This window comes from Kribbella sp. NPDC054772 (genome assembly GCF_053611945.1).
The window spans coordinates 367,807-381,154 of sequence record NZ_JBSHBJ010000002.1 but is presented as its reverse complement, the minus strand read 5'-3'; the positions used below and the strand labels follow the sequence as shown (position 1 = coordinate 381,154).

The window sequence follows — 13,348 nt, the reverse complement described above, 5'->3', positions numbered from 1 at the left end:
CGGGGCTTTTGCTCACGTCGGCCGGGTGAGCCCTTAAGGTCGGACGGGTGAGCGATCTCCCTGTTCTGGATGCCGAGGACCAGCGGGTCCTCGGGAGCTTGCTGGAGAAGCAGTCGACGGTGCCGGCGTCGTACCCGTTGACGGCCAACGCGTTGCGGACCGCCTGCAACCAGACGAGCAATCGGGAGCCGGTCGTCGACTACGACCAGGGGACCGTCGAGCGGGTGTCCCGGTCGCTGCGCGATCGGGACCTGCTGCGGATCGTCTGGGTCGACACTGGCCGACGGACGTTGAAGTACCACCAGATCCTCGACGAGAAGCTCGGTCTCGAGGAGGACGAGCGGGCGCTCATCACCGTGCTGCTGCTCCGTGGCGCGCAGGCTCCCGGCGAACTGCGGACGCGGACCGAGCGGCTGCACAAGTTCGACGAGCGGACCGACGTCGAGGACTGCCTGCGCCGGATGGCCGCCCGTCCCGAGCCGCTGGTTCGTGAGCTCGAACGTCGCGCCGGCCAGCACGACCGCCGCTGGATCCACCTCCTCGGCCCGGTGCCCGACGAGGAGGCGGTCGTCGCCGTCGAGGCCGTCGATCGCGACACGGTGATCTCCGACGGCGTCGAAGCACGTGACGCGCGGGTGCGGGCGGCGTACGACGCGGTTGCGACGACGTACGCGGATGAGCTGCTTGACGAGCTCGACGGGCTGCCATTCGAACGTTGGTTGCTCGACCGGGTGATTGCCCACGCCAACGGCCGCCCGGTGGTGGAGGTCGGCTCGGGGCCTGGCCACATCACGGCGTATCTGGCTGAGGGTGGTGCTGATGCCACCGGCATCGACTTGTCACCTGAGATGGTGGCCGAGGCGCGCCGCCGGTTCCCAGAGCACAGCTTCGAGGTCGGGGACCTGCGTCGGCTCTGGCGGCCGCCCGCCAGCTCGGGCTGGGCGGCGGTTCTTGGTTGGTACTCGCTCATCCATTTGGCGGCGTCCGAGCTTCCCGAGGCGATCGGGGCGCTGACCCGGCCGCTCGACCCCGGTGGGTGGCTGGTCCTCGCGCTTCACGCCGGGGCGGAGGTGCGGCACGTCGAGGAACTTCTCGGGCATGAGGTGAGCCTGGACTACGTGCTCTACGACCCGAACCAGGTTGTCGCCGCCGTCGAAGCGGCCGGGCTGACCGACGTCGAGTGGTACCTGCGCGGCCCGATCACCGCCCGCGCCGAAACCACCCGCCGCCTGTACGTCGTCGCCCGCACCCCGTCCTGACCGACCGCACGTCCGCCGGGTGGGCGGCGCAGGCTGGCGCTCGGATCAGGCCTTGGCGTACGTCTCCGCCGCGGTCGACTCGAATTCCAGACCGATCACTGGCTCCTCACCGACGACCCAGGCATCGTGCCCTGGTTCGATGACGTAGGCGGTACCCGCCACGAGACGTGCCTTGGTGCCGTCGTCGTGGACAACCTCCATCTCTCCGGAGAGCAGTGTCCCGACATGGCGGAGCTGACAGGTGTCACCTCCGACGACGGGACGGATGGACTCCGACCAGCGCCAGCCGGGTTGAAAAGTGATCCGCGCGACGCTGGCCCCCGGCAGCTTGACGACGTCGACGCTCGCTTTGTCCGGCCGGCGTTGCTCGTCCGGCTCGGTGAAGGACTTGCTGAAGATGGCCATGATCCCCTCCCTGGTGATCGGCTCTCCCCTCACCTCCCACGGTGACGCGCTCGCCACGTCGGCGACAGACCCCAGGAACTGTCAGGCGCTTATGGTCCGCTAACGGGCTCCGCCGGAGCGGCCGATCGGATGCAATGAGCGGGGCGGGGTGGGAGTGGAAGTAGGGTGTGGCGCGGTGGGGCGGTGATGCTGGATCGGCAGGAGGGTTGATGGTGGATCGGCGACGGCGGAGCGTGCGGACCGCGTTGGTGGGAGAGGCGCTGCGCGTTGCGCTGGCGGGACGCGGCCGGACCGATCCGGGTGCCGGGCTGGACATCGTCGACCTCGGCGGTGGGACCGGCGGGTTCGCGGTTCCGCTCGCGGTCGAAGGGCACCGGGTGACCGTGGTCGACCCGAGCCCGGACGCACTCGCCTCCCTGGAGCGCCGGGCCCGCGACGAAGGCGTGAGTGAGCTGGTCCGCGGTGTCCAGGGTGATGCCGGCGAGCTTCCCGGGCTGGCGGGGGAGTCGAGCGCGGACGCCGTACTGTGCCACGGGGTTCTCGAGGTCGTCGACGACCCGGTGCAGGCACTGCAGGCGATGGCCTCGGTACTGCGCGAAGGCGGCGTACTGAGCCTCCTGGTTGCCCAGCGCAACGCGGTGGTGCTGGCGCGGGCGCTGGCCGGTCACCTGGCCGAGGCGCGGATCGCGCTGCAGGACCCGGACGGCCGGTGGGGTGCGACCGACCCGATGCCGCGGCGGTTCGACGAGGCCGGGATCACCGCGCAGCTGGCCGATGCCGGGTTCATGGTGCACACCGTGCACGGCGTACGGACGTTCGCCGACCTGGTGCCGTCCGCGTTCGTGGACTCCGAGCCAGGCGCCGCGGAGTCGCTGGCCGAGCTAGAACGCGCGGCCAGTCAGCACCCTGCTTTCCGTGCGCTGGCGACGCAGCTGCACATCCTTGCGACGCGCTGAGGGGCGCCGCCGTCCCCGACGTACCTGACGGAGGGTGACGGCTGAGCTACGCGTCCCACGAGGGAGGTGCGGACGCTGCGAACTGACGGTGAGCGACACGCCGACAGACACCGGTTTGGGACCTGCCCTCCGGGGGCAGTTGCCGGACCGTGACGCGCTGGACAGCCGGTCAGGGTTTCGTGTCGGCCAAGCGCGGCCTAGACTGAAGGCGGCCTATCGAGATCGCGCTCATCATGGAGGGATCGACGGTGCCCCTCTCGGAAGAAGAGCAGCGCCAGTTCGAGCAGCTCGAACGTGCCCTTGCTGCGGAAGACCCGAAGTTCGTTTCCGCCATGCGTGGGACCAATGTGCGCTTGTACTACAAGCGGCGGGCAGTGCTTGCCGGCGTTGGATTCGTGCTGGGCATCGCGGTGCTGATGACCGGTGCGATCATCCCGAACACCATCATCGGAGTCATCGGCTTCGTGATGATGGTTGCGTGCCTGTACATCGCGGCGCTGAGCATGAAGCGGATCAGCAACGCGGGGGAGGCCGACGACATCCCCCCGCCGCCGCCGACCAAGCGGCACCGGACCAAGCACGATTCGTCCGGCTCCTTCATGGAGCGGATGGAAGACCGCTGGCGCCGTCGCCGCGACGAGGATCTCTAACCCGTCTGAGCGCAGCCTGAGACTTCGACCACACCCGTGCCCTGGTGGGACGGGTGTGGTCGTTTGTGTACTCAGTTGGCGTGCCGGCGCTTCGGCAGGATGCCGGAGCGGAGCCGCGCCAGCAGCAGGTCGAACTCATCGAGCAGGTCGGAGGCCTCAGTGGTGCCGCGGCTCAGGTACCAGCGCCACGACGGCGGCAACAGCCGTGCCCGCCAGCGTCGCCGCGCCGCTGCCCGCGACCACAAAGCCGCACGTACGGCGGCCGCGTCGTCGCGCAGGTCCAGTTCGGGATCGGCGTCACCGGCGTACCGCAGGGCCTCGATGCCGCGGGCCAGGCGGCGGGCAGCGGGATGCGTCTCCTCGGGGAGCTTCGTCATCAGCCACTGACCGGTCTGCCGCGGTGTCGAGATGTCGGACCAATCGAGGCCCAGGTCCCGCGAGGTGTCCCGGACCTCCGCCCACAGCCCCTCGGCCGCTTCCCGCCCGGGCGGCCGCATGAACCGTTTCCGCCGGGTCAGTGTCCGGATCAGCCACGGGATACAGAGCACCAGCAGTACGGCGAACGTACCGGCGATCGCCTGCCCGCCACCCTTGGTGAACCAGTTGCCCGGTGCAACGACCGGGGCACCGCTCGAGTCCGGGAGGTTGGGGTCGTGCCGGGGCTTGTCGATGCCCGGCGTCTGCTGGCTGCCCGGAGTGGTCGCCACGGCGGTCGGCGCGGTGGTCGGGCTGGTCGGGTCTGGACCGGCAGCGACGGTCCAGTTCGGCGTGCTCGCGACCCGGGCGGACGGCGTCGGCTCGAACCGCACCCAGCCGATGCCCTGGAAGTACAGCTCCGGCCAGGCGTGCATGTCGTGCATCCGGACCGTGAACTCGCCGTCCTTGCCGGCCTGTCCGGGCAGGAACCCGATGCCGACCCGGGACGGGATCCCGATGATCCGGGCCATCAGGGCCATCCCGGTGGCGAACTGCTCGCAGTACCCCGTCTTGTTCTTCAGCAGGAAGTCCTCGAGCGCGGCCATCCCGCTGCCCTTGGCGTTCTCGGTGCTGTAGGTGAAGCCGCCGCTGCTGCGGAACCAGTTCTGGATCAGGACGGCCGCCTCGAACTTGTTGTCCGCGGCGGCGGCGGTGATCTCGTACGTCTTCTGCTTGATGTCGGTCGGCGTCTGCCGCGGCACGACCAGCGTGTACTGATCCGGTCCGCCGGTGGTGATCGAGTCGTGCAGCTGCTCCGGCGTCGGCTGCAGGTCGTACGACGTGACCTTGTACTTCTTGCCGGCGACGATCGAGCCGTTCGTCGAGACCACGTCCAGTGCGCCGGCGTCGTACTGCCACTCGCGCTTCAGGGAGATCGAGTGCACCGGGTAGGGGACCGGGGCGAACTGCGACCGGAAGTCCCTGGTGACGTTGATCTCCATCGTGCTCTGCGCGACCTTCGAGAGGTCGCCGGTGTAGCCGGGCGGCGGCGTCAGGTCGCCGGTGATCTTGTGGCCGGCGGACCGCGGCGCGATCCGCCAGGTGTTGCCGTCGAACAGATCGAGTGCGGTCAGTCGGAGGTAGCTGCCGCCGGCCGGCCCGCCCTTGTAGGTGAGGGCGATGTCGTTGGCACCGCGCTTCAGGTTCTTGCCCATGTCGAGCATCGGGTCGGTCGACGAGATCGAGGCGCCGAGTCCGTTGCCGTTGCCGTTGCCGCCGGCCAGACCGTTGCCGATGACACCTTCCGGCAGCGCGGGCAGCAACGCGGGCAGCAGCGCGGCGATCGCGACCACGCTCAGCCCGATTCGGCGCCCGGCCTGTCCGAGCGCCGACGCCTCGACGGGCTCGGCCGCGTCGAGGTGCGAGACGCCGGAGATCCGGCGGCCCCAGCGGCTCAGCCGGCTTCGGCCCTCGGCGGACAGCAGCACGATGTAGCCGACCGCGGGCGGGATGAACAGCAACGCGGGCAGCCCGCCGTGCACGGTCGCGGCCGGCACCGTGTACATGATCAGGAGCAGCAGCCCCGACCAGGCGGCCTGCCGCAGCTGTACGGCGATGACGTGGATCAGGAACCCGGTGGCGGTGATCACCGACACCGCGAACAGCGTCAGATGCGAATCCTGCGGCAGCGGCGCACTGAATCGATTGATGGAGTCCATCGCGTCGACCATCTGTGCGTTGAACTCGATCGCGGTCGCCTTCACCGGGAACAGCCCGAACTTCATCGTCCCGTGCAGGAAGAACAGCGACAGCAACTCGACCAGCACCAGCAGCTGGACGATCGGTACGACGATCCGCGGGGTGCGCAGGTTCTGCAACAGGACCCCGATGCCCGTCATCAGCGCGCACAGGAACGCACTGATGAACAGGAACGGCCCGGAGAACACCGGCGTCAGGACGAGCGACCCAAGCACGGTCGCTCCCCAAGCGGCGATGGAAATCCTGGCGTGACCGGTCATGCGATCCGTCCGCTTCGTAGGCCGAGGGTGGACCAGACAGTTGGTAGATGGTCACCGCGGCGGACTCTGGCTACGCGCCAGCCGTTGCGGAGGAGTTCGTTCTCGGTGGCGTCCGTGGCTGCGGAAAGGCGCGCGGCCTTCTCGGTTGCCTCGACGCCGACCGCCCAGCTCGCGGCGTCCAGCAGCAGCGCGACTCCGGTCGCCTGGCTGGTCCGCCACCGGTTGAGCGCCGTGACGTCGTCGGAGCTGCACGCGCCGACCACCGCGATCACCAGACTCGGCTCCTGCGCGTGCCGGTCGACGGTCAGCAGCGGACCGATCTCGGCGTACTTGTGCTCCTCGACGGTCGCGCACTCGGTCAGCAACTGCTGCTGGGTCAGTGGCTGGTGCACCGCCGTTGACGAGCGATGCGTGATCGCCGACAGCGTGGTCGGCCCACCGAGCATCGTGGTGACGTAGCCGCGGCGTACCCGGTCGATGCCGATCGAGGCGATCGCGCTGACCGCCCACTCCAGGCTCGACGACGGCCCGTGCCCGTGGTGCGAGATCGTCCGCGCGTCCAGGAACAGCGCGCAGCGGCTCTGCCAGGGCTGCTCCTCGCGCCGCACCATCAGCTCGCCGCGGCGTGCCGTCGACCGCCAGTGCACCCGGCGCAGGTCGTCGCCGTCGCGGTACTCGCGGACCGTCGCGTCCTCCTCGCCGGCCGCCGCGATCGCCCGCGGCCGGTTCTCGCCCGAGCCGGCCCGGTCCGCACCCAGCCGGATCTCCGGCAGCTTGAAGACCCGGGGCGTGACCAGCAGGTGCTGGCTCCGGGTGAACGTCCGGCTGGTCTCCACCAACCCGAACGGGTCGGCGACGGTCAGCATCAACGGCCCGACCTGGAACAGCCCCCGGACGTCGCTCTTCACCGGATAGGTGACGGTACGGCGCCAGTTCGGGCTGACCCGGTCGACGACGAACCGTGGCCGGTGCCCTAATACATAAGGAATGCGGTCCTCGAGCAGCAGCAACCCCGCGGGCATCCGGCCCTGGTTGCTCAGGGTCAGCTCGACCGTCGACTGGGTCCCGACCGGGACCTGGTCCGGCGCGAGGCTACGGCGTACCTGCAGACGCAGCCTGGTCCGGCCGACGACGAGGGCCGCCACGACCGGCAGCGCGGCCAGCAGGATGCCGACCCGCAGCAGGTCCTTCTGGCCGAGCAACAGTGCACACAGCGAAGCCGTCAGACCGGCCGCGACGAACGCCCGCCCCCTGGTGGTCAGTCCGCGCAGTGCGTGCCGCATGGCTCAGTCCCGACGCGTGCGGGGGAGGGCCACGTTGGACACCAGCCCGGAGATGATGTCGGCTGCACCGCGCCCACCGAGATGCGCCTCAGCCGCCGGCAGTACGCGGTGCGCGAGCACCGGAACCGCGAGCTCCTGGATGTCGTCCGGCAGCACGAACTCCCGGGAGTCGAGCGCCGCGGCCGCGCGGGCCGCCCGGATCAGGTGCAGCGTGGAGCGCGGGCTGGCGCCGAGGCGCAGCTCCTGCGAACGCCGCGTCGCACCGACCAGAGCGACGGCGTACTCCTTCACCGACTCCGACACGTGCACGGACTGCACGGTCTTCACCAGGCGGAGGATCTGCTGCCCGTCGGTCACCGGCTGCAGGGTCAGCAGCGGGTCGTCGGCCGCGTGCCCGTCCAGCATCCGCAGCTCGGCGGCCGGTTCCGGGTAGCCCATCGAGACCCGGGCCATGAACCGGTCGCGCTGCGCCTCGGGCAGCGGGTAGGTGCCTTCCATCTCGATCGGGTTCTGCGTCGCGATCACCATGAACGGCGCCTCGAGCTGGTACGTCGTGGTGTCGACGGTGACCTGTCGCTCCTCCATCGACTCCAGCAGCGCGGCCTGGGTCTTCGGCGAGGCCCGGTTGATCTCGTCCCCGACGACGATGTTCGCGAACACCGCGCCGGGCTTGAACTCGAAGTCGCGGATCTCCTGGTTGAAGACCGAGACGCCGGTGATGTCCGACGGCAGCAGGTCCGGCGTGAACTGGATCCGTCGCACGCTGCAGTCGATCGACTTCGCCAGCGCCTTGGCCAGCATCGTCTTCCCGACGCCCGGAACGTCCTCGATCAACAGGTGGCCCTCGGCCAGCAGCACGGTGACGGCGACCTCGACAACGTCGCTCTTCCCCTCGATCACCTGCTCCATGGCGCGGCGGACCCGGCCCGCCACCTCGGACAGCTCGTCGAAGTCCCCGGCCCCTGCCAGCGGCGAGCTGGTCGCGGTGGTGCTCACTCTGAGTCCTCCCCATTCGTTGACTGCCGCCACATTGTCACCCGCTGTAGGGGTCGGACCTAGAGCGGCGGGAGTTTCGTTACCTGGCGATTCGATGTCCATCGGCGCACGCCCTCACGGCGGGGTCGGTAAGTCGTCCCTCCAAGCGTACGGGTGGCCAAAGGTGTGCGCGGGGCGTACGACGCTCCAAACGCCTGCCTGGTTCACGGTCGAACCAAGACAAAGGTTCACCGATCGGGTCGCGGGCTCCTCCACTTTCCTCCACCCCTTCCTCCCTTTTGCTCCACAGCGTCCTCCACTTCGCACCACCAGTGCCCTCCACCACGCTCCACAGCGCCGACGGCACGCTCCGCAGGCGCCGTACGCCGACGGTTGAGCCGGCAGCGACACGCAGGAATCGAGCGGCGGATTCAGGCGGCGCGGGGGCGTAATGGGGCGGAAGTTGGTTGACGGTGGTGGAAAGTGGAGTAAGGTGGAGCGCAGTGGAACTGAAGTGGTGGAATCTCTCGCCTGAGTCGGAAGGTCCGCAACGGGGAGGTGGAGCGTGTTCCTCGGAACGCACTTCCCCAAGCTCGACGACAAGGGGCGACTGTTTCTTCCGGCGAAGTTCCGGGACGAGCTGGCCGACGGTCTGGTGATCACGCGTGGACAGGAGCGATCGCTGTCCGTGTGGCCGGAGCGTGAGTTCGTCCAGCTGACCGAGCAGTTGAAGCAGGCTCCGATCACCAACAAGGGTGCGCGGGACTACCTACGGATGTTGTTCGCCGGTGCCTCCAACGAGATGCCGGACAAGCAGGGCAGGGTCACCATCCCGCCGATGCTGCGCGATTACGCATCACTGAATCGCGACTGCGTCGTCATCGGGGCGATGAATCGGGTGGAGATCTGGAACACGGAGAACTGGAACCGGTACTCCGCGGAGCAGGAGCAGGCGTTCGCCGACCTCTCCGAGGAAGTACTGCCAGGCATCTTCTGAGCAACCAGCTGAACAGTGTGCGAGGGCCGAACACACCGAACCGTCCGGTGAGATCACGGGTCCGACTTCCGACCTGGAGTGTTGGCGTCACTTCCCCGGCGCCAAGACCAGCAGGTACTTCCCCGGAAGGCGTACCCGCGATCTGACCGGACGGTGCTGTCTGAAGATCCGCACCCGTTCACGTACCACCTGTCCGGGCACCGCGACGCCGGGACAGCACACACAAGACCTGCGGGGGCAGGGTCGCCTCCCGCGGCGACGGGAAGGGTCGAGATGGACGCTGCGGATCGGCATGTGCCGGTGATGCTGGAGCGCGTGGTCGCGCTGCTGGCACCGGCGCTCGCGCGTCCCGGTGCCGTCCTCGTCGACGCCACCCTCGGCCTCGGCGGTCATTCCGAGGCGTTCCTGCGGGAGTTCCCCGAGGTCCGGCTGATCGGCTTCGACCGCGACCCGGCCGCACTGCGGCTGGCCGGCGAGCGGCTGGCGCCGTACGCGGACCGGCTGACGCTCGTGCACGCGGTGTACGACGAGCTGCCGCGGGCGCTCGCGGACCTCGGCGTACCGGCGATCGACGGGATCCTGTTCGACCTGGGCGTCTCCTCGATGCAGCTGGACGAGGCCGAGCGTGGTTTCGCCTATTCCCAGGACGCGCCGCTGGACATGCGGATGGACTCGACCGGACCGACCACGGCCGCGGACATCGTGAACACCTACAGCGCGGCCGACCTGGCCCGCATCCTGTTCCAGTACGGCGAGGAGAAGTTCGCCCGCCGGATCGCCGACCGGATCGTCCGCGAGCGCGAGATCGAACCGTTCACGAACAGCGCACGGCTGAGCGAACTGGTCCGGAACGCGATCCCGCAGGCGGCCCGGAGGACCGGGGGACACCCGGCGAAGCGCACCTTCCAGGCGCTCCGGATCGAGGTGAACGGCGAGCTCCAGGTACTGCGTCGCGCGCTGCCGGCCGCCCTCGGTGCGCTGGCGTTGCACGGCCGGATCGTGGTGATGAGCTACCACTCGCTCGAGGACCGGATCACCAAGCAGGTGTTCGCGGCCGCCACGAAGACCGACGTACCCGACGACCTGCCGGTCATCCCGGCGGGGCACGAACCGTACCTGAAGCTGCTGACCCGCGGGGCCGAGCGACCGACCGAGGACGAGGTCGCGGCGAACCCGCGGGCCGCCTCAGCCCGGGTCCGCGCGGCCGAACGGATCCGGGAGAAAGGACTGGTGGCCTGATGAGTACTGTCTTCAGCCCGCAGAAAGCGCGGGTCACGCCGGTCACCACCAAGACCGCCAAGAAGGCGGAGCCCCGGCTGCGGGTGGTCTACGGCGCGCCGTTCCGGCCGCCGCGGATGCCGTTCGTCATCTTCGTGGTGTCGCTGCTGGCCGCCGGCCTCGTCGGTCTGCTGCTGCTGAACACGGAGCTGCAGAGCGGGACGTTCGCGATCACCAAGCTGAGCAACCAGGCCGATCAGCTGCGCGACCAGCAGGAGCAGCTGGAGAAGCAGGTCCGCACGCTGGAGTCGCCGCAGAACCTGTCCGACCGCGCGCTGCGGATGGGCATGGTGCCGAACCCGAACCCGGTGTTCCTGCGGCTGTCCGACGGGCGCGTGCTCGGCGTACCGGCCGAAGGCAAGGCCGGAGCCGGTACGGCGATGTTCGGGCCGGGAACGCCGACCGGGACCGCGACCGCCAAGCCGCCCGCGGTGGTCAAGCCGCCGGTGGTGAAGCCGACCACCGGCACGGTGAAACCGCCGGCGACGACCACGAAGCCGACGACCGGCACCACGAAGCCGAACGCAGGCACTACGAAGCCGACGGCGGGTACGACGAAGCCGCTGGCCACGACGACGAAGCCGCCCGCCACGACCACACGGGGATGATCGGATGACGGACCGACGGGGAAACGAGCCGCCACGCGATCGTGGCACCGGATCTGGCCGGGGGAACCCGCCGCCGCGCAAGGCTCAGCCCCGTCGTCCGTCCACTACGGACAGTGCCCGCAACACCCCGCAGCGCGCCGAGTCGACCCGGGACCGGCTGCTCCGCAAGGCGCAGGAGGAGAACGGCACTGCCCGCCGTCCGGGGTCCCAGGACCGGGCGAACGGCAGCACGCCAGCGCCGCGCAAGCGATCCGACGAGAGCCGCGCCCGTACCGGCGACAAGCGCGCGGACAACGACCGGGCTCGCGCGGGTGAGAAGCGTGCGGGTCAGCGGCGGGTGGACGAGGCTCGCGGTCGCGCGGGAGACCAGCGGGCGCCGAGGGCAGAGTCCGGCGGCCGTACCCGCGCAACCGGCGGCACGGCTCGCAGCACCGGCAGTGGGACCCCCCGCAGCACGGGAAGCGGGAGTGCTCGCAGTACCGGAAGCGCTAGTGCTCGGAGCGGGAGTGCTCGCGGTGCAGGGGGCAGTGGTCGTAGCGGCGGCGCTCGCGCCGTCGGAACCGGTAGCGGGCGGAAGGGGCCGACGAAGAAGGCGGCCCTGAAGAAGGCGGCCGTGAAGAAGGGGTCCGCGAAGCGGCCGCCGCAGAATCGGCCGGCTCCTCGGCCCAAGAAGCGGAAGGTGCGCAAGCCGCCGCGGATGCTGCGGTTGGGGCGTCCGGCGCTGCGGCTGCGGATGACCTTCGGCGTGATGGCGTTCGTCCTGTCACTGTTCGCCGGCCGCCTCGTGCTGCTCCAGGGCGTGGACCCGGACAGCTACGCCCAGGCGGCGACCAAGGAGAACGCCCGGACGTACACCCTGCACGCGTCCCGCGGCACCATCGAGGACCGCAACGGCGTCGAGCTGGCGGTCACCGAGGACGCGGTCGCGATCACCGCGGACCCGAAGCAGACCAAGCCGGTGGCGCAGCAGCTCGCCGCGATCCTGGCACCAAAGCTCCCCGGTACGACGACCGCGAAACTGATCGCCTCGATGAGCGGTCCCGGCCGGTTCGCGTACGTCGCCCGCAAGGTCAGCCCGACGGCCTGGACCGCGATCCAGAACGAGATGAAGGCCGCGAACGTCCCGATCGCCGAGCAGAACAAGGGCAAGCCGACGGAGCAGCAGGCGCCCCTGCTGACCGGGCTGTACACCGAGGAAGACCCGATCCGCAGCCACCCGAACGGCAGCATCGCCGCGTCGGTGGTGGGCGTCACCAGCGGCGACGGCAAGGCGCTGTCCGGTCTCGAGTACGGACTGAACAGCAAGCTGTCCGGCAAGGACGGCAGCGCGATGTACGAGGTCGATGCCAAGGGCAACAAGATCCCGAACGCGAACCACACGGTCGTGGAGCCGAAGCCCGGCGTCGGCGTGCAACTGACCCTGGACACCGACCTGCAGTTCTTCGCGGAGAAGCGGATCGAGCAGGCGGTGAAGGAGTACAAGGCCAGCTCGGGCACGGTGATCGTGATGGACACGAAGTCCGGCGAGCTGATGGCGATGGCCAACTACCCGAGCTTCGACCCGAACAAGAAGTTCACCTCCGCGGACCTGAACAACCCCGCGCTGGAGCGCAGCTACGAGCCGGGCAGTGTGCAGAAGGTGGTCACGATGGCCGCGCTCGCCGACGCCGGGAAGATCAATCTCGGCACCAAGCTGAAGGTGCCGGGCAGCATCGACGTCCAGCGCCGGATCATCAAGGACCACTGGTCGCACGACACGATGAACCTGACCATCTCCGGGGTGATCGCGAAGTCGTCGAACGTCGGCACGATCCTGGCCGCGCAGCAGATGCCGATCGCGCAGTTCGTGAAGTACCTGCACGACTTCGGGTTCGGGGAGCCGACCGGCCTGAACTTCCCGGGCGAGACCAAGGGCCTGCTGACGCCGGGTGACGAGTGGCCGGAGCTGACCCGCTCGAACGTCGCGTTCGGCCAGGGACTGTCGGTGAACGCCGTCCAGGAGACCGCGGCGGTGAACGCGGTCGCGAACGGTGGCGTGTACATGCCGCCGAAGCTGGTCCGCAACTACGTCGACGCGAACGGCACCGTGACGCCGAACCAGGTCGCGCCGGGCCGCCGGGTGGTGAGCGAGCAGGCCGCCAAGGAGGTCACCACGATGATGGAGGCGGTGACCGCGAAGAAGGGCACCGCGCCGCAGGCCGCGATCGACGGCTACCTGGTGGCGGGCAAGACCGGTACGGCGCAGCAGGTCGACCCGAAGACGGGTAAGTACGGCAAGTGGGCGACTTCTTTTGCCGGATTCGCTCCGGCCGACAACCCACGGTTCGTTACGTACGTCGTACTGCACGACCCGAGCGACGGCGTTCGCGGTGGTGGCCTGCAAGGAGGACCGGTGTTCCGAGACGTGATGAGCTACGCGCTGCAGAAGTACGTCGTCCCGCCGTCCGGGGCGAAGCAGCCGGAGATCCCGCTCACCTGGACAGACCCGGGCCGGTGAGGCAG

General features: G+C 69.5%; 11 protein-coding genes. 7 read left to right on the top strand and 4 right to left on the bottom strand.

What is annotated here, in order from left to right; translation table 11 throughout:
• Positions 1–47: 47 nt before the first annotated feature.
• A complete protein-coding gene (locus ACWGID_RS04640) occupies positions 48–1,259 on the top strand; it encodes a DUF480 domain-containing protein (RefSeq protein ID WP_452194409.1) in 1,212 nt (403 codons plus the stop codon).
• Positions 1,260–1,304: 45 nt separating this feature from the next.
• On the opposite strand, the gene ACWGID_RS04635 is transcribed toward ACWGID_RS04640, so the two are convergent.
• Entirely contained in the window at positions 1,305–1,664 is a 360-nt protein-coding gene (locus ACWGID_RS04635; protein WP_452194407.1) for a cupin domain-containing protein, read from the bottom strand.
• Between the two features lie 209 nt (positions 1,665–1,873).
• On the opposite strand from ACWGID_RS04635, the gene ACWGID_RS04630 reads away from it, so the two are divergent.
• Together ACWGID_RS04630 and ACWGID_RS04625 are read left to right on the top strand one after the other, a co-directional pair.
• Positions 1,874–2,620 carry a class I SAM-dependent methyltransferase gene (locus ACWGID_RS04630; RefSeq protein WP_452194406.1) on the top strand — a complete coding sequence of 249 codons (747 nt, stop codon included), beginning with the start codon at positions 1,874–1,876 and terminating at the stop codon, positions 2,618–2,620.
• Between the two features lie 248 nt (positions 2,621–2,868).
• On the top strand, positions 2,869–3,270 hold the full coding sequence (locus ACWGID_RS04625) for a DUF3040 domain-containing protein (RefSeq protein WP_452194404.1): 402 nt from the start codon (positions 2,869–2,871) through the stop codon (positions 3,268–3,270).
• Between the two features lie 71 nt (positions 3,271–3,341).
• Here ACWGID_RS04625 and ACWGID_RS04620 read toward each other — a convergent pair whose 3' ends face one another.
• From ACWGID_RS04620 to ACWGID_RS04610, 3 genes are read right to left on the bottom strand one after another with little or no spacing between them, the layout of a single operon-like run.
• The gene (locus ACWGID_RS04620; RefSeq protein WP_452194402.1) at positions 3,342–5,660 is read right to left on the bottom strand and encodes a transglutaminase family protein; all 2,319 of its coding nucleotides are present in this window, start codon (positions 5,658–5,660) and stop codon (positions 3,342–3,344) included.
• 41 nt (positions 5,661–5,701) lie between these two features.
• Complete coding sequence (locus ACWGID_RS04615) at positions 5,702–6,988, bottom strand: DUF58 domain-containing protein (RefSeq protein ID WP_452194401.1); 1,287 nt, start codon at positions 6,986–6,988, stop codon at positions 5,702–5,704.
• A 3-nt stretch (positions 6,989–6,991) separates the two neighbouring features.
• The gene (locus ACWGID_RS04610) at positions 6,992–7,930 is read right to left on the bottom strand and encodes an AAA family ATPase (protein ID WP_452194696.1); all 939 of its coding nucleotides are present in this window, start codon (positions 7,928–7,930) and stop codon (positions 6,992–6,994) included.
• A gap of 598 nt (positions 7,931–8,528) precedes the next feature.
• Here ACWGID_RS04610 and mraZ point away from each other — a divergent pair.
• The 4 genes from mraZ to ACWGID_RS04590 all read left to right on the top strand — a co-directional run bounded on the left by mraZ (position 8,529) and on the right by ACWGID_RS04590 (position 13,343).
• Positions 8,529–8,960 (top strand): division/cell wall cluster transcriptional repressor MraZ, encoded by a 432-nt coding sequence (gene mraZ, locus ACWGID_RS04605; RefSeq protein ID WP_452194399.1) that lies wholly within the window; start codon positions 8,529–8,531, stop codon positions 8,958–8,960.
• A 273-nt stretch (positions 8,961–9,233) separates the two neighbouring features.
• Positions 9,234–10,199 (top strand): 16S rRNA (cytosine(1402)-N(4))-methyltransferase RsmH, encoded by a 966-nt coding sequence (gene rsmH, locus ACWGID_RS04600; protein ID WP_452194398.1) that lies wholly within the window; start codon positions 9,234–9,236, stop codon positions 10,197–10,199.
• The gene (locus tag ACWGID_RS04595) at positions 10,199–10,846 is read left to right on the top strand and encodes a hypothetical protein (protein ID WP_452194396.1); all 648 of its coding nucleotides are present in this window, start codon (positions 10,199–10,201) and stop codon (positions 10,844–10,846) included. Before rsmH ends, ACWGID_RS04595 begins: the two co-directional genes overlap by 1 nt.
• Before the next feature lie 613 nt (positions 10,847–11,459).
• A complete protein-coding gene (locus ACWGID_RS04590; protein ID WP_452194395.1) occupies positions 11,460–13,343 on the top strand; it encodes a peptidoglycan D,D-transpeptidase FtsI family protein in 1,884 nt (627 codons plus the stop codon).
• Positions 13,344–13,348: the final 5 nt, after the last annotated feature.

Coding starts and splice junctions, on each gene's coding strand:
- rsmH (WP_452194398.1), top strand. CDS start 9,234: ATGGACGCTGCGGATCGGCATGTGCCGGTGATGCTGGAGCGCGTGGTC.
- ACWGID_RS04595 (WP_452194396.1), top strand. CDS start 10,199: ATGAGTACTGTCTTCAGCCCGCAGAAAGCGCGGGTCACGCCGGTCACC.
- ACWGID_RS04635 (WP_452194407.1), bottom strand. CDS start 1,664: ATGGCCATCTTCAGCAAGTCCTTCACCGAGCCGGACGAGCAACGCCGG.
- ACWGID_RS04630 (WP_452194406.1), top strand. CDS start 1,874: ATGGTGGATCGGCGACGGCGGAGCGTGCGGACCGCGTTGGTGGGAGAG.
- ACWGID_RS04615 (WP_452194401.1), bottom strand. CDS start 6,988: ATGCGGCACGCACTGCGCGGACTGACCACCAGGGGGCGGGCGTTCGTC.